This window comes from Mangrovimonas xylaniphaga, assembly GCF_001280435.1.
In the GTDB taxonomy this organism is placed as follows: domain Bacteria; phylum Bacteroidota; class Bacteroidia; order Flavobacteriales; family Flavobacteriaceae; genus Mangrovimonas_A; species Mangrovimonas_A xylaniphaga.
The window spans coordinates 167192-187454 of the sequence record NZ_LBIP01000019.1 but is presented as its reverse complement, the minus strand read 5'-3'; the positions used below and the strand labels follow the sequence as shown (position 1 = coordinate 187454).

Here is a 20263-nt window from a genome sequence, read left to right as displayed (position 1 = left end):
TTTCGAAAACAAGTTTAGTGGATTCCAATAAAAGTAGCTTGTCTGCCAAACTTTTATCTACATAAAGTAAGAGAAGATTTGTTGTATTTTTGGCAATCCCGATAAAGCATTACCTTTTTTAACAACCCTAAAAACCAATAAACTAGCAACTTAATAGAACAGAAGACATCATGAATTTTCCTTTCTAAATTGAGATGGTGTTTGCCCTGTACGCTTTTTAAAGGCATTGTTGAAGGTAACCTTATTGTTGAAGCCAACCTCATAGAAAATCTCACTGATATTCATTTTGAATTCTGGATTCGAAATCATCAACAATTCTTTGGCTTCTTGAATTCTGTAATCGTTAACTAATTCAAAGAAGTTCTCATTAAAATGCTCGTTAATTATTTGAGAAGTATTATGACGGGAAGTATCCAATTTCTCGGATAATTTTTCAAGATTTAGAGAACTGTCCCTGTAGATTTTCTCATCAAGCAACAACCTTACAAGTGCTTCTTTAAGCTCATTTGAAAAAGAGGAGGTCAAACCTGATTTTTGATATTTATCCTTAGCTGAAACATCCTTTCTTTTGAACCTGGAGCTAGCAAATACCTTGGGCTGAATATAAACCATGGATGCTATGTAAATTACCATTAACGACATAGAAATAACCTGTGAATGATATATAATATTGAGCCCTTGCGCAATTACACCACTAATACTGATCCCATAAATAAAATAAGACAGCACGTACACCACATGAATTTTATAAAGGTTATCCTTCCATTGATTGGCTAATTCTTGATTGGCGATTGTTTCTTTTTGTTTTGAACTAAAATACAATCGTCTTATTAAAGCACCATAAATAACCAGGGAAAGTAGCTTTGGTATAAATATAAGGTACAAAAAATCCGTCTTCGCATATAGTGTACTGGTTCCCAAAATAATTTTTAGTTTTTCCAGAGCAGGCAAACTATATATAGGCACCAAAATAAACATCAGTACGATTACTGGAAGAAGATGTAAAAAATCAATTCCTTTAAACTGGTAGTTTTGTGTAATCCTTTTAAAATAAAAATATAGTAATGGTCCATACAATAAAGCTACCGAAGATGACATAAGGTAAGTATGAATATATTTATATTGATAATTAGTATTGTAAAGCACAAATTCTAAAATGAAAAGTGAATGCACACCCAAAAAACCACTGATCAATATTTTGGCCCATCGATCATTCTTTTTTGAAAAATTTAAAAGTATTGCAATAAAAAATCCTATCAGAGCAATGTAAAGATAAATAAACGACAGTACTGTCATTTTTGGGGTAAAGTCTTCTTCCAATTCTGAAAATAGATAGCTGTCTCGAATGGAATCGTATTCCTTAAATTCCATTGCCTCAAAATCGGCTGAATTTCTAATATATTTTTCAAGGAAATTAACAGCAGGTAATGGCTGATTTAAATTGGCATAAACCAATGACTTTTCTTTAAACCCAAATACCGAATCATAGGATGTATTTACAGAAGCTACCCCGATATTTGAGCCATTTAAAGTAGAAGCGCTCATACTAACAGCCCCCAAGAGACAAACCCAAAAAGTTAGGAACCAACAATATACAGATAAGGTACAAGGTAATATTTTACGATAAGAATGCATTTTTTGATTGAATAGCCTAACTAAAGTTATTCATTAATGCTTCCTAGCCGTCCTAAAAAAATCCTAAAATTTTGTTAATCAAGTATATCCCGATAAAGTTTTACCTTTTTAAGGGGCTGTTGACTTATAGATTTCACCCGATTTCATTACAAAGACTACATTTTCCATAGTAGCAATGTTTTCTGTCGGGTCATCGTTTGTAGCAATTATGTCTGCCAAATAGCCTTCTTTAATTTGACCCAATTCGTCTTGCATGTTTAATAACATGGCGTTGGTTACGGTGGCACATTTTAAAGTTTCTATGGCGGGCATTCCTGCTTCTACCATGTAAGCAAACTCCTTACCATTCTCGCCATGGATAAACACTCCGGCATCAGTTCCAAAGGCAATTCCAACACCTTTTTTGTAGGCTTTTCCAAAATTAGTTTGAATTTTCGGTCCAATATCCAAAGCCTTTCCAACAATTACTTCGGGATAGTACCCTGGAATTTTAGCCTTGTCCGAAACTGTTTTTCCTGCCGTGATTGTGGGAACTAGATATACATCATACTTTTTCATGAGCTCCATAGTTTCATCACTCATTAAGGTACCGTGTTCTATGCTTTTAACACCTCCCAAAATAGCACGTTGCATACCCTCATCGCCATGGGCATGAGCTGCTACATGAAAACCATAATCCTTTGCTGTTTCGCAAATGGCCTTTATTTCTTCTAACGTAAATTGTGGATTTTGTCCACTTTTGGCAACACTCAATACGCCACCTGTCGCAGTTATCTTTATTAAATCAGCACCATTTTTATAACGCTGTCTCACCGCTTTTTTGGCATCCTCAACCCCATTCACCACACCTTCCTTAGGACCAGGATTTCCAACAAGTTCTCTATTATTTCCATTGGTAGGATCGGCATGACCGCCTGTGGTTGCCAAGGCTTTTTCCGCAGTAAAAATGCGTGGACCAATAACCTTTCCTGAATTGATGGCATTTCGTAAAGACACATTTACTCCCGAGCCACCCAAATCCCTAACCGTGGTAAAACCCGACATTAAAGTAACCTTGGCATATTGTGTAGAGTTGAAGGCTACATCTGCTTCGTTAAGGGTATAACGCTCCAAATAAGCTTTTGGATTGGTTTCATGCTCAATATGCACATGCATATCTATAAGGCCCGGCATGACCGTTTTGTCCTTTAAGTCTATCACCGAATCCTTTTTCGATTCTGGGATTACAAAACCATTTTTTATTGAGACAATTTTATTTCCTGAAACAACCACCGTTTTGTTGGTCAAAACTTTTTCAGCTTTTGTATCTACCAGCTTACCACAATGTAAATAGAGGTCTTGCCCGGTTACCGAAAGTGAAAGTAACAGGATGCACAAGGAAATAAAATGTCTCATTATATTGGTTTTTAAATGTTCCTGATGTGCTTTTCCCACTTCCAGGCAGACTCCATGGCATCGTCAAGGCTCAATTCTGCTTTCCAACCCAATACTTCATTGGATTTAGAAGTATCTGCAAAGGCTTGGATGACGTCCCCCGCTCTTCTCTCGGCAATTTTATAATTCAATTTAAGACCAGTCACCTTTTCAAAAGATTGGATCACTTCCAAAACAGAACTTCCCTTACCTGTTCCTATATTGAATACTTCATAATTTTCAGGATTCTTCTTCTCCAAAAGGCGCTGTAGAGCTACCACGTGCGCCTTGGCCAAATCTACCACATGGATATAGTCTCTAATACAAGTACCGTCTGGCGTTGGGTAATCCTCTCCAAAAACAGCCAATTGCTCTCTAAGTCCTGCTGCCGTTTGCGTGATAAAAGGTACTAAATTTTGAGGTACGCCTAATGGCAACTCTCCAATTTTTGCACTGGCATGCGCCCCAATTGGATTGAAATAACGCAAGGAAATGGCATTTAGGTTTGGTCTTACCTTACAAGTATCAACAATAATTTCCTCCCCTATTTGTTTGGTATTTCCATAAGGTGACTCAGCTGGTTTTACAGGGGCACTTTCCAAAATTGGAAGCTCATCAGCTTGCCCATATACCGTACAAGAAGAACTAAAGATGAAATTGGCAGAATCCAATTGAAGTACCGATTTGAGAACATAAATTAACGTATTCAAGTTGTTTTCGTAATACATCAATGGTTCATTGACACTTTCTCCAACAGCCTTACTAGCGGCAAAATGAATCACACCAACAATGTCCTTATGCGCTTTGAAGAATTCTTCTACTCTTGACTTTTCCTTTAAGTCCAATTCCTCAAACAAAGGTCTTACTCCTGAAATAGCCTCGATACCATCCAAAACCTCAATAGAGGAGTTAGAAAGATTATCGATAATAACAACCTCAAAACCTTTATTTTGCAATTCTACGACTGTGTGCGAGCCAATAAACCCGAGTCCTCCTGTTACCAGTACTTTCATTAAATTATTTGTTTATAAAATTAATAACTGTTGTTGTAATAAAGTCAATTTGTTCCGCATCCAATTCGGTGTGCATTGGCAAAGAAATCACCTCTTTCACCAATTGATTGGTTACTGGAAAATCCTCCTCTTTATATCTTTCATCCTTATATGCCTTTTGTGAATGCAACGGAATTGGGTAATATACGCCACAAGGAATTCCGTTATCATTTAAGTGTTTTGCTAAAGCATCTCTATCTGTATTCAATACTCTCAAGGTATATTGATGGAACACATGGCAATCGCAACCATCACAGATACCTTCACAACAATCGCTCACCGTTTTTGGTATAATGATATTAGTTTGTCCTTCAAAAGCTTTGTTATACGCAATCGCCGCTGTTTGCCTTGCCTTATTATAAGCATCCAAATTTGGCAATTTGGCATTTAAAACGGCCGCTTGAATAGAATCCAACCTAGAATTAACTCCAACCACATCATGATGGTAACGCTCATACATTCCATGGTTTACAATTCCTCTAATAGTATGGGCCAAATCATCATCGTTTGTAAAGATGGCTCCTCCATCTCCATAACATCCTAAGTTCTTGGATGGGAAAAACGAAGTGGCCCCAACATTACCAATAGTTCCGGCCTTAACTTTTGTTCCATCGCTATAGGTATAATTAGCTCCAATAGCTTGGGCATTATCTTCTATCACAAACAAATTATGCTCTTTCGCAATTTCCATGATAGCTTCCATATTGGCACATTGTCCAAATAAATGCACGGGTACAATGGCTTTGGTCTTGGGAGTAATCGCCTTTTTGATGGCCTCAATATCAATATTGAAATTTTCAAGATCTACATCCACCAAAACAGGCGTCAGTTGTAAAAGTGCAATCACCTCTACTGTTGCAGCAAACGTAAAATCGGCAGTGATGACCTCATCCCCAGGCTTTAAACCCAATCCCATCATGGCAATCTGCAGGGCATCGGTTCCATTAGCACAAGGAATGACATGTTTTACGTTAAGGTATTGTTCTAAATTGGCTTGAAACTCATGAACCTTAGGTCCGTTTATATAGGCTGTATTATCCAAAACTTCCTGAATGGAAGTATCCACGACATCTTTTATTTTGGCATATTGACCTTTAAGGTCTACCATCTGTATTTTTTTCATCTGAAATGTAATAATCGTTAAATGTAGAAAGGCCCATTGACACATGCGCCACAAAGGAGCGAATTTACGAAATTCAACGACGACAGCCAATGAATTTATAGTAAAGTAACGTATTTTAGCGGAAACAATTAACAGGTGAATTTATTATATAATTTAGGGATTTTCCTCACGGGAATTGTATTAAAAATCATAGCTCTTTTCAATTCAAAAATAAAATTGGGAGTTGAGGGAAGAGCCCACACTTTTGAAGTTTTAGAAAAATCCATCCTGCCTGAAGATAAAACTCTTTGGTTTCACTGTGCTTCTTTGGGAGAATATGAACAAGGGCTTCCGGTTTTTAAAAAGTTACGGGTACTGTACCCAAATCACAAGGTAGTTTTAAGCTTCTTTTCACCTTCCGGCTATGAAATCCGAAAGAACTCCGAAATCGCGGATACCGTGGTTTACCTGCCTTTAGACTCTAAACGCAAGGCCAAAAAATTTGTGGATTTGGTGCACCCAGAAATCACTGTATTTGTAAAATATGACATTTGGCCCAACGTGTTAAATGAATTGCAAAAACGCCATCTCAAAGCCTATTTAATTTCAGCCAACTTCAGACCTCAACAGTCGTACTTTAAATTTTACGGAGGGTATATGAGAAAGGCTCTAAGTAGCTTTGACCACATTTTTGTTCAAAATGAAAGCTCTAAAACTCTTCTTAATTCCATAGGAATCACTCAAACAAGTGTTACAGGCGACACAAGATTCGATCGCGTTTCAGACCAACTCAACCAAGACAATAATTTACCTTTTATAGATGACTTTAAGCAAGATGCGCTCTGTGTGGTCATTGGCAGTTCGTGGCCAGAAGATGAAGCGCTTCTTATTCCGCACATCAATGCACATGCTTCTGAAAAAGTAAAATACATCATCGCGCCTCATAACATCAAACCCAACTTGATTGCCGACTTAAAATCACAGATTACAGCAAAAACGGTTCTCTTTTCAGAAAAAGAAGGCAAGGATCTTTCAGAATATTCAGTGTTCATTATAGACACCATAGGCTTGTTGAGTAAAATATATGCCTATGCAGACATTGCCTATGTAGGTGGTGCCATGGGAAAAACAGGACTGCATAATATATTGGAACCTGCCGTTTTTGGAGTGCCCGTAATCATCGGTAAAAACTACCAAAAGTTCCCTGAGGCCCATAACATGATTGCGCATGGCGGGGTTCAATCAATTTCTTCACATTCTCAACTTGACAGCACTTTAACCCAACTCATTGAAAATGAATTTCAAAGAGAAAAACTAGGGGCATTGAACACAGATTTTGTAAAAAAAAATAAGGATGCTGTCATCCAAATCCTAAATTATATTCGTAAATAGAGTGGCGACGTTAAAATATTTTTACTAAAAATGTTAAATAATCTTAATATCACTATTGCTAGTTAACGTTTTAGTAGTTAATTTCGCTTTAATTTTTAACACTAAAAAACTATTAACCATGAAAAAATTATTATTAATTCTACTAGCTGTTGGAATTTCATTCACTGCTTGTAAAGAAACCAAAGAGAAAACTGAAGAAGTAACTGAAACTGTAGAAAACACTATGGAAGATGCTGTTGACGCTGTTGAAGAAGCTGCTGAAGCAACAGGAGATGCTGTTGAAGAAGCTGTAGATGCAACTGAAGAAGCAGTTGAGGATGCTATTGACGAAGCTGTAGAAGGTACTCCAGTTGACGTAGAGTCTGTAACTGTTGAGTATGAGTATATGGTAGCTGGAAAATCGGTAACAGGAACTAAAACCTTCACTGGTTCTCAAGAAGAAGTAGAAACTGCAGTTAAAGCGCTTCAAGATTCTTTGACTAAGGTTGATCCTAAAATCAAAGTTTCTGTAAAGGAATAAACACATTACTTCTCTATAAGAAAGCCTCGCAATATGCGAGGCTTTTTTTTGCACAATGACTTTGAGGATAGGCTTGATTCCCTTCCTTTTTACACATACAAAAAGCGGGATCAACTTTCGTTAATCCCGCTTTTAATATGCTTATAAAACCAGTTTTTGTTATTTCCAGAACAATGCATAAAGCACTACCAAGATAATCATTACAGCAAAGGCTCCAATATTAAACACAGGGCCTGTTTTGAACAGTTTTCCTGTTAATGGAATACCTTTAGGATCATCTTCACCTTTATTCTGCATCAAACTCACAGCAATAATTACAATCATCGTTAAAATAGCCGTATACCCCATTTGATCCATAAATGGTATATCTACGAAAATTGGGCTAGTAGACCATCCTTTAGGCGCCACCTTAAAGTACATTGCAATTGGGATAGACGCTAAAGCTCCCACAATAGCAGCCTTGTTGGTTGTTTTCTTCCAGAAAAGCCCTAAAATGAATACCGCCAAAATACCTGGACTCACAACTCCCGTATACTCCTGGATAAATTGGAACGCCTGATCAATACCTCCTAATAAAGGCGCCATAATACAAGCCACAACCAAAGCTACCGCAGCAGAGATTCTTCCCATAGTTACGGTTTGTTTAGAACTTGCTTCTTTATTGATGTACTGCTTGTAAATATCCATTGTGAAAATGGTCGACGTAGAGTTCAACATAGACGCTAAAGAAGATACAATGGCCGCTGCCAAAGCCGCAAATGCCACACCTTTAAGTCCCGCCGGTAAAAACTGTAGCAACCAAGGATATGCCTTATCTGCTTGCTCTGTTGAAGGCAAGTTTTGAAGTCCTGCTTCACCCAAACTTCCTAAAATTTCAGGATTATTAACCATTAAATAAGCTGCAATACCAGGAATTACCACGATTAATGGAATGATCAACTTTAAAAATGCAGCCAATAAAATCCCTTTTTGTGCTTCTCTTAAAGATTTTGCCGCCAAGGTTCTTTGAATGATGTATTGGTTGAATCCCCAATAATACAGGTTAGCAACCCACATACCTCCTACTAAAACACCAATTCCAGGAAGGTTTTTGAATTCAGGGTGCGACTCATCCAAAATCATAGCAAAACGCTCCGGAACAGTTTCGTAAACCGTTTTGATTCCAGCTACTACTCCTTCACCTCCAGACACGGTATTCAATGCCAAATAGGTTGTGGCCAAACCACCTAAAACTAAAAATACTACTTGAATAACATCTGTCCAAGCTACTGCCGAAAGACCGCCGTACAACGAATAAGCTGCCGCGAACAAAGCCAATCCCATCACACCATACATCATAGGAATTCCCATGATGGTCTCAAGTGCCAAAGCACCCAAATAAAGTACAGACGCCAAGTTTACAAACACATACAAGGCTATCCAAAATACAGCCAAAATGGTCTTTAAGTTGGTAGAGTAACGCTTTTCAACGAATTCAGGGATGGTATACAGCCCTTTTTCAATAAAGATTGGAAGAAAAAACTTACCTACAATAAGTAATGTAAGCGCGGCCATCCATTCATAGGAAGCAATTGCCAGTCCTGAGGCAAACCCAGAACCAGACATTCCAATAAACTGTTCCGCTGAAATATTTGCCGCAATCAGGGAGGCTCCAATAGCCCACCAAGGCAAAGACTTACCTGCCAAGAAATAATCTTCGGCATTTTTTTCATGACCTTTTTTATCTCTTGACATCCATAGACCTACCGAAAGAATAAGTATGGCATAGGCGACAAAGATAAAATAGTCTAAAAACTCAAAAGAAGTATTCATAAAGTGTTTTTAAATTTGTTAGTTAATTTCAAGGATGAAAGATACTAAAAAGTTACAACACGACTTCCCTTGAAACGGGAATTCCATGACATTTTCACAATAAAAAGCCACCTCATTTTTGAAAAACGAAAAATTAGCCTTTTACATTTTCAGATTCTAAAACGAATAAGGATTCCCTATTTTCTGTTATCGATTACCTTAATGGGTTTACGACTCATTTTAGGAAACTGTAAAGCACTGATATCTTGGGCATCGTGGAATTCAACTTTCGGAGCCACCCGCAATTTTGCTCTGAAATGATCCTTAATGGCTTGCTGCAATTCTTCTGAAGGATTATTGGCCGCAATCTTAATACAAATTTCATCCGTCCCTATCGAATTATTGGAAATTTCTACAATATAACTCTGCACCTCTTGAAAATCGTTTAAAATATTATCCATTGCCGGCGGATATAGAGTCGTCCCCTTATATTTGATCATTTGTTTTTTCCTTCCTACAACAGGCCCCAAACGCATAGTATTTCGACCACATTTACATGGTGAGGTATGCGCCTTGACCATATCCCCCGTTTTAAAACGTAAAAGTGGCATCCCTTCCACACCAAGAGTGGTAATAGTGAGTTCACCCACTTCACCATCTACTACAGGCAAATGGTCTTCGTCCAATATTTCAACTATAATCAATTCTGGATGGTGATGCCCACCTTGCTGATGTTCACATTCTGTGAAAGCTGTGTTCATCTCAGTAGAAGCGTAAGTAGAAAACAATTTGATGTCCCAGTTCGAAGTAATTTTTTCAGCAAGTGTATTCAAGGTGAAATCCTGATTTCTTAAGGACTCCCCGATACAAATGGCGCCTTTCACACCTGATTCTTTTAAATCTATACTATGCTGGTTGGCATATTCTATCAATTTCAACAAGAACGAAGGCACAGCTATAAGATAGGTTGGCTTGAATTTTAAAATGGAATCCCATTGTAATTCTGGAATACCGGCACCAACCCTAATAATTCCAGCACCTAGTTTACGTACACCCAAAAAATAAGCCAACCCTGCCATAAAACGTCTGTCGATGGTAGTCATAAGTTGGAGAACATCGGTTTCAGCGACCCCTGCACAGGCGAATGAAATAGCCTCATTATAAGCCAAACGCTCCAAATCGTTATCTGTAAGTGCAAAAGTTACCGGATCTCCCAAAGTACCTGAGGTCGTCACATAATCAATCACCTTGCGCTTTGGAACACATAAAAAATCATCATTGTACTTCTGTAAATCCTCTTTGCTGGTTAAGGGAAGTTTTACCAAGTCTTCAAGAGTTTTGATGGTAGACACATCAACATCCTGCTCTTTAAACACCTTTTGGTAATACTTAGAGTTCGCCTGTAGATAAGTTAAAAGCTCACTTAATTTTTCCTCTTGGAACAACTTAATGTCTGCCAACGACGCTTTTTCAATTTCTGGAATCATTACTGTAATTGTCGTTTTATTTTTTTTATATAATGTTGAATATCCTGCTTATAGGGCACTGTTGAAATTTCTTTGGACAAGGCCTTCTCAAACGCATTTTGCGCTGCAGTATAGTATTTTTTTCCGTAATAATATTGCCCTAACAGGTAATAGGTCTCCCAATAATTAGGGTTTGCTTTTTGAAACTCCAAAAGCAACTCTGGTTCCAGATGTCCATCATTTTGAATAGCATCTGCCAAGCTTCTACTCAACACTCGGTATTTCTCATAATTAGCATAGGCCTCAGTATATAGAAAGTCATCAGCTTCAATCATAAGCGTTTTATTTTGTAGGGAAGTTGTCTTTTCATTTTCCGTTGCAAATACCTCATCCAAATCATAAGCTACAAATGCTCCCAACTGATACGGAGGTGCAGAAACCCAAACCAGCCTCTTCGAAGGCTGAAATACAATACCGTGGTGTGCCAACAATTGATTTAGGGATTTTTCATTGCCATAACCAATTAATTCATCATCTAGCCCTTCCTTGTTCCTTAAAATATCCACAGCCACCTCGGGAGACACTTTAGGAGCCTCATTTAAAAGTTCTTCCATTCTTTGATACCTGTACATGGAATGACTTTCTGCAATATGTTTTAAATTATCTTCATCATTGGTGTAAGCTTCACTTTGAAAATGATTGGAACAGATCAATTCTTCCGAATTTGCCACTTCATAAACTCCAAAATTTTCTGGAGACACTTCAATAGTTACCGCCTTGTTGTCTGCCGCACTCCCCACAAAAATAGATTCGGACACAAACACCTCTCTTTTTTTGGCAATAGCAATAGCCTCCTCAATGGTAGAAGCATACTGTAAAATTTCACGAGTCACAATGGATATTGGCGTTTTGGCCACCATAGGCACCTTTGATTTTCCTGCATTTATAGTTACTGTCAAACCTTTTTCGTTCATCCCTGACACAACCCCAATCATCCCAGCCCAAGTAACCGACATGAATTTGTATCCATTTGTTGGTTTCACAAAGGCTACCAACTTATTTTCAGAAAACTCATCGCCTGCATAAAAGTCAAAATTGCGTCCTATTATTAGGTTTCCATCGTCTGTATTTTTTCCCCACACGGCAAAAGAAGAACAGCCCACCAAAGCCAAATCTTGAAACGCATGGCCTATATCATGGGCACCGTGTAAATATAAAATCCGCAAATAATCATCGGCGACATAATCATAAGTGTCCCCTGCATATTTTGAAAGCCCCAAGATTTCAGCCTTGTATTCTTCAGGTACATGCAAGTACATTTTTCTATTGTACCAGGCCAATATTTTTCGGAGCATGTATTGTTTGAATTTAGAAGGTACCATTTCTTCCACCTTGCCCAAAAGTGCTTCTTCCTGTTTTTCAAATAATTCATGAGTCAAACTTCCAGAAACCATACCCAACTGATACGGGTTTCCTTCCACCGAAAGCTCCCATAACCCTTGTTGATTTTTCATCAACCTATTGGTTCCTGCTACAAACAACGTATCAGCTATTTCTTGCCTATCTGGAATTTGAGAATTGAAACTACTAACATTTGGAATGTCATGCAATGACTTTGAAACGCCACAAGAGGTCATGACAATCAGCATCAAACCATTCAGAGCTAAGAGCCCCTTTTTATACATCATACAACTAAGCTTCCCTTTTTAATAATTTATGAGTTTTTGCTATGGCCAACTCATTTTTGTAATCTATCCATTGTTGCCCTTTAAGTTTACGCATTCCATTTTCAAAATGCCGCATGACAAACACATTGCTCAACATTTTTGCAAAGGTCTTTGGACGCCTTGAAAAGGCCCTTAAGGTCATGGAGAATCCACCATCCAAATACTTTATGTAATGCCAATAGCCGCTGGGCATGTAAAGGGCATCACCGTGTTTCATCTCGACTTGTAAACCGTTAAGATTTTTTAATGCAGGATACGTCTCAAAATCTGGATTGTCCAGATCAATACATTCCAAATTGTGGACGGCATAAGGTATTTTATAAAGGTATTTGGTCTGCTCTGGAGAGAATAACATCACACTTTTTTTTCCATGAAAATGGAAATGCATCAAATCGGCCAAGTCCATATCAAAATGCGGCAACACCTTAGATCCTGTACTCCCAAAAAACATTACGGGCAGCCGCTTAAAAAACTTCAAACCAATATCCGGATATTCAAAATCATTGGCCAAATCTGGCATTTTGTCTAAAATATTATAAAAGAAAATCCTTAAATCTGTAGGCTTGGTTTTTAAAATCTCCATATAGTCATGGAGTTTCATTTTCATAACAGGTTCTGCTGAATACTGCTTTCCTTTTGTAGGTTCGTTATTGTATAAATCTACAACTTGCTCACCCGCCCTTTGTTGGATATAATCCAGATTCCATTTTTCAAAAGCAGGCCAATCGTGAGTTAAATTTTCAATTAAAACGGGTATCTGAGGTTTGTAATAATATTTGACGAAATCTTCTTTCGTAATATTCTTTACTCGTGCTACCGGGGATGTTTTAATTGTTTGCATATTACACTGTTTGCGCTTTTTTGTTTGCTTCCAAAATTTTATCCAGTAAATAGTCCCTTCCCAAAATCTCCGAACAGGTTATTACCGCTCCAATAGTGACCCCTAAAATCCCATGCATATTCAAACTCTGGCCTGTAAACATCAAATTTTCAACCTTAGTTTTTGGGGAAATAAAAGACTGCATGGGCTTGTTTACATCTTTTACGTATCCATACATCGATCCTCTATTGGAAGCTATATAATCACGATAAGACAGTGGCGTTGACGTATACACTTCTTCTATGCACTCGCGTATATTGGGAAATTTCTTTTCAAGTTCATCAATCACCTTTTCGGCCTTTTCGGCTTTGAATTCCTCATAACTTTGCCCTCTCTCATTTTTATGGGCAACAGTATTAAAGGTATTCTCCCAAGGTTGCATTTCTTCATATCTCATATAGGTCATAATGGCAATACTATCACCATATTCCTCATTATTTTTATGCACCCCCATGGACATCATATAACTTTCAGGCCAACTTTCTTCTGTATAGTTTTGAGTGTCCCAAATGTTATTGACATCCTTAAAAAAGTAATAATTTTTATTGTGATATTTAAAAGTATTGGGCTTTAATACCAAATAAACCGTGAAGGCTGCAATGGTACTTTCAATATTTTCGACCCTATTGGTGTAAGCCTTTCTAAACTTATCTTCTCCCACCATTTTAAGGGTCAATTTGGGTTCTATATTCGAAATGAACAAACCGCCTTTCACCTCTGCTCCATTGGTACAGATTACCGATGCTATCTTACCTTCTTCATAGGTAAACTTTTCCACTTCATGGTGCTTATACACCTCCCCGCCATGCTCCAACAGTCTTCTCACCAAAAGTTTTGTTATTTGGCTTCCTCCATTCACACAACGATAAGAACTTTCAATAAATGAGTTCACAGATAAAGCATGCACGTAAAAAGGTGTTCTTGTAGCATCGCCGGCATACAGATAGTTATTGCCAGACAACACAGCCCTTAAGGTTTCATTGTTAGTTAAGGAATCTATATAATCTTTGGCGCCCAAATTAAAAATCTCGGCATCATCATAATACGCCTTCCCTCGTTGCAATGCATACAATGGAAACTTGGCACAAACTTCCCTTAATTTACTACAGTATTTCTTTATGGCAATGCCTTCCTCTGGAAACTGTTCCAAAAGTACCTTTTCGTAATTCCCATATCCCTGAGCATGCCTATATTCCTTATCGTCTCCTTCGAACAAAATGACATCGAAACCGTCCTCATCCATCTTTTTCAGTTGGAGTTCGTCCATAATGCCAATATATTTGAAATATTGGTAAAGGTTCTGTCCCTCGCTTAAGCCTCCAATATAATGGACCCCTGTATCAAAAATCGTTTTGTTTCTTACGAAGGTTTGAAGATTACCTCCATATTGATTGTTTTTCTCCAGCACACATACTTTATAGCCTTCCTTTGCCAAAATAATGGCAGACACCAATCCTCCCAATCCACTACCTATAATGACAATATCATATGACTCTTTTAATTTCAAGCTGTAATGGTTTTGTTTAGAATGACTAAATGTTGTTGTTCATATTGTACTGTATAATTTTCTAGACTGTAAAACCCTATAGTCTCCATATTCAAAAGTACGAGTTGAGATACTAAATTATTTTCCAATAATTCCCTTAAATCAACTTCTAAATATCCTTCCACATTTATTATTAAGGTATCGGCTGGTGTTTTCAGTAATTCCTCCACCGACTCTACATAGGCTATCTTACTGTTGTTGTTACTAATATAACTACTTTTTAATATGCCGCGCACATTTTTATCGGTAATACAGCTAAAGATTTTTCGGTCTGGACTATCTAAAGATAAAAGAAAATCCAATTGTCCACAATCTTTTGATAAATGCAAGATTGTAGCACGTTTATCTACTTGATTTAAAATGGTTCTATAGATTTCAGCATTCACCTTCAAATCACTTTTCACTTTGGTATACAAGACATCTCCTTTATACCTAAAATCCTCCAAAACGATGCTATGAAAATACTCCTTACCTTCCAATTGTTGTCTAAGAACCTCATATTCTGCCTTAAAATAGGCACTGATATTTTTAGTTTGCTCTCTCGTTGTCTTCCCAAAGTTATTTGTTCCATAAGGAATTCTAGGTGAAACCTTTAGGGTGATTTCTCCATCCTTAATAACAAAACTACCTTTGGGCAATACTTCTGAATTTCCATGAATGATCACAGGGACAACATCCAACTGAAATTGCTCTGCCAAATAAAAGGCACCTTTATGAAAACGCTTAATCTTATTGGTTCTTGATCTTGTGCCCTCAGGAAAAGCCATTAACGAATAGCCCTGATCTACTTTTTGCTTTAGGTGGGAAACCCCATTTTCGATACCGCTAGACACTGGATAAAACCCCGCCAATTGTACCGCTTTTCCAAAAATTGGAGAATTATATACCCAATCATTTACCAAAAAAATGATTTTTGGATGGAGCATCCCAATTGCTAAAATATCTAAGAAAGAGGTATGGTTGGCAATAATTACCGCCTGTTTTTCAAAAGTTTCTTTACTTGGATTAATAATGGTTTTCTTTACAAAGGGATTGGTGTACAACACCGATTTCATGAACTTAGACACCACTTTATGGAACCATTTCATCTTCACTTTTTTACTCATAGGGATCAATGGCATAATGGCAACACTGTACGAAGACAACAACAAACCTCCTAAACCATAATACCCAAAAGAAACCACCGAATGCAACAATAAACGCAAATTAATTGGTCGCTTTGTTTTACTTCCAATAAATAACCAGAACAATGCCGGCTGAATGGTAAACGACACAATCATGGCCGATAAAATACCGATAATAGAAACTACTGAAATAGTATATAATGCAGGGTGCTTGGCAAAAATCATCACGCCTACTCCCAAAATTGTTGTTATTACCGATAGAATAATGGAAGTTTTATAGGTCACTAGCATAGGCTCCCCAGTTCTATATTGGTGCAGTAATCCATTGGTGACAAAAATGCTATAATCAATCCCCAATCCAAAAATGAAGGAAGAAATGATAATATTGAAAATGTTGAACTGAACTCCAAAAAGCCCCATTAAACCAATGGTTAAAAACCATGTCAATATAATTGGTAACATGGTAACCAATGTAAGCGACACACTTCTATAAAATAGTAACAACAATAGTACTACTACCAAAAAACAGTAACCCAACAGATTGTTGAAATCGTTTTTAAGATGTCCCAAAAACCGTTCATTCATCTGTTGCCGATCAATAACCAATACATTAGGTTGGTTTCCAAAAACTCCAAGGACCTCCTTTACCTGCTCCTCATTTAACTTAACAAGAGAGGTTACGGTAGTAAAACCATTTTTGGAACTTATATAATCGTCAACAGGAATAGCTTCAATTGCATGATATCCCTCTAGGGACAAAGGCTGAAAATCTGAATTCAAAAACGCATAGAACTTTCCAAATGTCGCATCCTTAAACCCTAATGGCCTGCTGCTTTCAATAATGTTATTTTCCACTTCATGAATCCTGGAATCATTCCAAAACACACGCCATTTATTGATTTTTGATTGTTGTTGTTCCTGAGATTGCACCAAAGCGCCTAGAGAACTAAAATTAATAATGGCATTCTTTTCTTTTAAAGTGCTCAGCTTTTCAAACACCAAATCGTTGGCAGCAATAGCATCTTGAGGAGAATTTCCATAAGCCGCCAAGTACATAGATTTCGATGCAATATTGGTAAGCGTATCCAAACGCTTTTGAGCGGCCATTAATGCCGGTGGCTCATAATTGAGCTTACTGATATCCTGATTGAATTCTACTTTAGAATAAGTAAAAACGCTAATCACAAAGCCAATGGCCAAAAGAACAAAAGCCCACTTTTTACGATGCAAAGGAAACGATGCCAAAGTATCAATCCAAGTAGATTTTGTTGTATGTTTTTGTGATTCCTTATAAACTTGCGGAATAAAAATTAATGCAAATACCGAAGCCCCCAAAACACTAATGGCCGCAAAAACGCCTAAATCCTGAAGGGCCTGCGATTTCACAAACAACAAGCACAAAAAGGCTAAGGCCGTGGTCAAGCTACTCATCAAAATAGGTTTCGTGATATCCTCGTACAAGGCTTTCACGTTACTATTGCTCCTAATATGTGTTAATACATGTAACGAATAATCCAAGGTCACCCCTAGAAGCACCGAGCCAATTCCTAAGGAAACTGCTGATATTTTTTCCCTAATAAGGAACAAAACTGCAATGGCAACCATACCTCCAAACAAAGTTGGCACAAAAAGTACGATAGGTAACCAAAGGCGCTTATAAAAAACAATCAGAATAATGAGCAGAACAGTCATGGCAATCCCAACCGTAAACTGAATATCCTTCTTAATTTGTTTGGCGTTTTCAACAGCAATTAAAGCTCCACCAAAATATTCGCTCCGCACAGTTGTCTCCCTATACTCCAAATTCAACGTCTCTTGGAGACTGTACAATTTGTCAGCAAACAAGGTGTTTTGAGCTGTTTCACTGGAACTGAAATTTGGCGTGATAAATAATAACAGATGGTTTTGGTCTTTGCTGAGTAAAAATCCGTTGTACAGGGTAAAATCATCACCAAAACTCAATTGTCTTAGCTTATTCAGTCCCATAAAAGACAACCCTAAAGGATCCTTCAAAATGGTTTGCTTCGCAACAATCCCTGTTGGAGACACCAGGGTTTTATAGTTATTTTTAGTGATCTTCTCAATACTGTCCTTCTCCAATTTCTGCTGAATGACGGCATAATCCTCATCGTCCAAAAACAATGGTAAATTTTGATAGACAAAATCCAAGGTTTGTAAAGCTTGTTCGTCCTCAACACGACCCTGAACATCCTTTATGTAAGGTGAAAAATTGGTGCGAATGCTATCCAAAAACTGAGCACCATATTCTGTAAGCACTTCTACAGAGCCAGAAGATTCCTTTGAAATATGGACAATGATTTTATCCGCAAAATTGACAGTTTGGAGTACCTTTTGAATATCGGAGTCCTTTTCCTCAACAGGAATAAGTTTTGTAATGTCTTCCTCAAAGGTTATGTGGCTTGCCAACCAAAATAGAGAAGAAACCAACAAAAGGATTCCCAAAAAACTTATGGTTTTTCTTTTGGCAATAATTTGGTATAGCCCGCAGAACACTTTAGCCATTCTTTAAAATCACTTTCTTTTTGTCAACAATAGAAAAGAAAAGAAATCCCAATATTCCAAAAACACTGGACATCAGAGCGGCCAAAGCAAAACTCCCTACCAAATAAGCTTCCACATGTTTGATAACACCAAAATTAGAGGTTACCTCATCCATAGAATACGAAAATTCCACTCCTAATAGATATTGACCAATTTTTGAGCTAGCATATAAAATAAAAGGGATAAAAGGAGGTAAACTTACATTAGAAAACGCAAAAGCAATGGCCTTGTTCAACTTCAAAAATATGGCAAGAAAAATAACCAATACAGTGTGAAATCCCCAAAATGGTGACAGCCCAATAAACACTCCAAGAGCTATGGACAAGGCTTTTTTACTTGGTGAATCATAACTCCCTAAAAAGTCTTCAACAAAAAAACGCTTAATCCCTTTTTTTTTAAGTTTACGATAAACCTCCCTTGGTTTGATGTAGAAAATAGTCAAGAATACCAACCAAGTATTTAAGATACTAATTCGGGTAAAATCCTTAAATGGTCTAAAGTGAGAAACGCGTTCACTTTCATCGTAAAGCACCTGAATAGGGACATTTTTCACTTCAACATCTCTCCAAGCCGCCTTAACAATCACTTCTATCTCAAATTCAAATTTGGTAGTATAAAAATTGAGCGCCTTTAAATGTTTCAAAGGATAAAGTCGAAAACCCGATTGCGTATCGTCCAATTTGATTCCCGTCTCAAACCAAAACCAAAAGTTGGAAAATTTATTCCCGAAACTGCTCTTGGACGGCACCCCTTCTTGACTCATATTACGAGCGCCTATTAACAACAATTCACCTGTAGGATGCTCCTCCAAAGCTTCCAAAAACACAGGGATGTCACTCGGAAAATGCTGTCCGTCCGAGTCGATCGTAATGGTATAGTCATACCCCAATTCGGCAGCTTTTTTAAACCCTTCCCTTAAAGCAACACCTTTCCCTTTGTTTTCCGTAAAATGTAAACATTGGATATCGGTATAGGACTGCAGTATAGTTCTCGTAGAATCAGTAGAGCCATCATTTACAATCAAAACCTCATCTGTATACTGCAAGACTCCATCGATGACTCTCTGTAGGGTGCGATGGTTATTGTATGTAGGTATCAACACACAAACCTTTAGGTCTTTGATTTTTTGTGGAATCAGGTCTGTATTCACTTAAATGAAGGCTTATTCTATTAGAGCTTCGAAATTACTGTTTTTTCTTCAGTTGTAAAGACTTTGGACTGCAAAATATAGTCCTTGATATGGCCTTTCAGGTTGGGAGAATCGATGGTTTCAAATTGATTTAAAATCATTGTTTTATCCTCCTCGATATCCTCCTTGTATTTTAACAATTTAGGGGTATTCTCCTGAATTCCCAATCTCACAAAACGTGGCTCAATAGCACTAGGTGCCTTTTCTATAGCAAATTCAATAAAGGACACACCTTCCATAAAACCTTCCTTCTTCTCTTTTATGGTTTGAGCCTGTCTAGCTTTTAAAGCAATGGCTGCGCCTTTATATGCTACCAATGAAACATCATCATCTTTAGTAACCTTCAACATTGAATTATAAAACCCATCTACTTTGGCAGAGTCATGGGCTGCTTCCTTGTAGGCTACGCGTACTTCTTTCAAATCCAAAGCTTGAAATAAGATAAATGCACTAACGAAAAGGAAGAGTATTTTCATGCTTACAAAACTTTAAATACCGAAGACAATTTAAGAGCCACAGTATCATTAAATTTGGTTATATTTTTAACTTTTACAACATTATCCTCCTCTGCAAAAGAAAGATCCAAATGCAAATCTGGTGTGACTTCAGGATTGATGATGGCCATAAACTTGACATTGCTGCAAGATTCCATAAACAACTTTTTGTTGACTATCTGCTCTGTTAATTCTTTTATAATCTGCATCATGCACACACCCGGCGTCACTGGGTTTCCTGGAAAGTGCCCTTTGAACACTTCATGATTCTTGTTTATGGTAATTTTTGCAGTAGCCGATTGTTCTGCTACTACTATTTCATTGACGGTATAAAAATCTTTTAATAGCATAAAAATTATTTAAAATTGAA

Annotated in this window: 15 protein-coding genes; 2 read left to right on the top strand and 13 right to left on the bottom strand. The window is 37.4% G+C overall.

Features of this window, described 5'->3' with window-relative positions; translation table 11 throughout:
- Window positions 1-168 precede the first annotated feature (168 nt).
- From ZA06_RS14650 to ZA06_RS14635, 4 genes are all read right to left on the bottom strand, one after another.
- Window positions 169-1560, bottom strand: a complete 1392-nt coding sequence (locus ZA06_RS14650; protein WP_205625717.1) for a helix-turn-helix domain-containing protein — start codon at window positions 1558-1560, stop codon at window positions 169-171.
- A 183-nt stretch (window positions 1561-1743) separates the two neighbouring features.
- The gene (locus ZA06_RS14645) at window positions 1744-3030 is read right to left on the bottom strand and encodes a metal-dependent hydrolase family protein (RefSeq protein ID WP_053978261.1); all 1287 of its coding nucleotides are present in this window, start codon (window positions 3028-3030) and stop codon (window positions 1744-1746) included.
- Between the two features lie 11 nt (window positions 3031-3041).
- Complete coding sequence (gene galE / locus ZA06_RS14640) at window positions 3042-4061, bottom strand: UDP-glucose 4-epimerase GalE (protein ID WP_053978237.1); 1020 nt, start codon at window positions 4059-4061, stop codon at window positions 3042-3044.
- 4 nt (window positions 4062-4065) lie between these two features.
- Window positions 4066-5223: a DegT/DnrJ/EryC1/StrS family aminotransferase gene (locus ZA06_RS14635; protein WP_053978236.1), complete on the bottom strand. Its 1158-nt coding sequence runs from the start codon at window positions 5221-5223 to the stop codon at window positions 4066-4068.
- Window positions 5224-5358: 135 nt separating this feature from the next.
- Between ZA06_RS14635 and ZA06_RS14630 the strand changes: the two genes are divergently transcribed.
- Window positions 5359-6594 carry a 3-deoxy-D-manno-octulosonic acid transferase gene (locus tag ZA06_RS14630; RefSeq protein WP_053978235.1) on the top strand — a complete coding sequence of 412 codons (1236 nt, stop codon included), beginning with the start codon at window positions 5359-5361 and terminating at the stop codon, window positions 6592-6594.
- A 118-nt stretch (window positions 6595-6712) separates the two neighbouring features.
- Complete coding sequence (locus ZA06_RS17105; protein WP_205625716.1) at window positions 6713-7114, top strand: hypothetical protein; 402 nt, start codon at window positions 6713-6715, stop codon at window positions 7112-7114.
- A 159-nt stretch (window positions 7115-7273) separates the two neighbouring features.
- On the opposite strand, the gene ZA06_RS14620 is transcribed toward ZA06_RS17105, so the two are convergent.
- The 9 genes from ZA06_RS14620 to ZA06_RS14580 all read right to left on the bottom strand — a co-directional run bounded on the left by ZA06_RS14620 (window position 7274) and on the right by ZA06_RS14580 (window position 20243).
- A complete protein-coding gene (locus tag ZA06_RS14620) occupies window positions 7274-8926 on the bottom strand; it encodes a sodium/sugar symporter (RefSeq protein WP_053978234.1) in 1653 nt (550 codons plus the stop codon).
- Window positions 8927-9102: 176 nt separating this feature from the next.
- Window positions 9103-10392 (bottom strand): phenylacetate--CoA ligase family protein, encoded by a 1290-nt coding sequence (locus ZA06_RS14615; protein ID WP_053978233.1) that lies wholly within the window; start codon window positions 10390-10392, stop codon window positions 9103-9105.
- Window positions 10392-12056, bottom strand: a complete 1665-nt coding sequence (locus ZA06_RS14610) for a C45 family autoproteolytic acyltransferase/hydolase (RefSeq protein WP_053978232.1) — start codon at window positions 12054-12056, stop codon at window positions 10392-10394. The genes ZA06_RS14615 and ZA06_RS14610 overlap by 1 nt, the downstream gene beginning before the upstream one ends.
- A 7-nt stretch (window positions 12057-12063) precedes the next feature.
- A complete protein-coding gene (locus ZA06_RS14605) occupies window positions 12064-12939 on the bottom strand; it encodes a cupin-like domain-containing protein (RefSeq protein ID WP_053978231.1) in 876 nt (291 codons plus the stop codon).
- Between the two features lies 1 nt (window position 12940).
- On the bottom strand, window positions 12941-14485 hold the full coding sequence (locus ZA06_RS14600; protein WP_053978230.1) for a phytoene desaturase family protein: 1545 nt from the start codon (window positions 14483-14485) through the stop codon (window positions 12941-12943).
- The gene (locus ZA06_RS14595; protein WP_053978229.1) at window positions 14482-18171 is read right to left on the bottom strand and encodes an MMPL family transporter; all 3690 of its coding nucleotides are present in this window, start codon (window positions 18169-18171) and stop codon (window positions 14482-14484) included. The genes ZA06_RS14600 and ZA06_RS14595 overlap by 4 nt, the downstream gene beginning before the upstream one ends.
- Entirely contained in the window at window positions 18164-19360 is a 1197-nt protein-coding gene (locus tag ZA06_RS14590; RefSeq protein ID WP_053978228.1) for a DUF2062 domain-containing protein, read from the bottom strand. The genes ZA06_RS14595 and ZA06_RS14590 overlap by 8 nt, the downstream gene beginning before the upstream one ends.
- A gap of 20 nt (window positions 19361-19380) precedes the next feature.
- Window positions 19381-19875 carry a hypothetical protein gene (locus ZA06_RS14585; protein WP_053978227.1) on the bottom strand — a complete coding sequence of 165 codons (495 nt, stop codon included), beginning with the start codon at window positions 19873-19875 and terminating at the stop codon, window positions 19381-19383.
- A 2-nt stretch (window positions 19876-19877) separates the two neighbouring features.
- Window positions 19878-20243: a 3-hydroxyacyl-ACP dehydratase gene (locus ZA06_RS14580; protein WP_053978226.1), complete on the bottom strand. Its 366-nt coding sequence runs from the start codon at window positions 20241-20243 to the stop codon at window positions 19878-19880.
- Window positions 20244-20263: the final 20 nt, after the last annotated feature.

Excerpts from the sequence above, each read along its gene's own strand:
- ZA06_RS14645 (WP_053978261.1), bottom strand. The coding sequence starts at position 3,030 with ATGAGACATTTTATTTCCTTGTGCATCCTGTTACTTTCACTTTCGGTA.
- galE (WP_053978237.1), bottom strand. The coding sequence starts at position 4,061 with ATGAAAGTACTGGTAACAGGAGGACTCGGGTTTATTGGCTCGCACACA.
- ZA06_RS14635 (WP_053978236.1), bottom strand. The coding sequence starts at position 5,223 with ATGAAAAAAATACAGATGGTAGACCTTAAAGGTCAATATGCCAAAATA.
- ZA06_RS17105 (WP_205625716.1), top strand. The coding sequence starts at position 6,713 with ATGAAAAAATTATTATTAATTCTACTAGCTGTTGGAATTTCATTCACT.
- ZA06_RS14620 (WP_053978234.1), bottom strand. The coding sequence starts at position 8,926 with ATGAATACTTCTTTTGAGTTTTTAGACTATTTTATCTTTGTCGCCTAT.
- ZA06_RS14615 (WP_053978233.1), bottom strand. The coding sequence starts at position 10,392 with ATGATTCCAGAAATTGAAAAAGCGTCGTTGGCAGACATTAAGTTGTTC.
- ZA06_RS14610 (WP_053978232.1), bottom strand. The coding sequence starts at position 12,056 with ATGTATAAAAAGGGGCTCTTAGCTCTGAATGGTTTGATGCTGATTGTC.
- ZA06_RS14605 (WP_053978231.1), bottom strand. The coding sequence starts at position 12,939 with ATGCAAACAATTAAAACATCCCCGGTAGCACGAGTAAAGAATATTACG.
- ZA06_RS14595 (WP_053978229.1), bottom strand. The coding sequence starts at position 18,171 with ATGGCTAAAGTGTTCTGCGGGCTATACCAAATTATTGCCAAAAGAAAA.
- ZA06_RS14585 (WP_053978227.1), bottom strand. The coding sequence starts at position 19,875 with ATGAAAATACTCTTCCTTTTCGTTAGTGCATTTATCTTATTTCAAGCT.
- ZA06_RS14580 (WP_053978226.1), bottom strand. The coding sequence starts at position 20,243 with ATGCTATTAAAAGATTTTTATACCGTCAATGAAATAGTAGTAGCAGAA.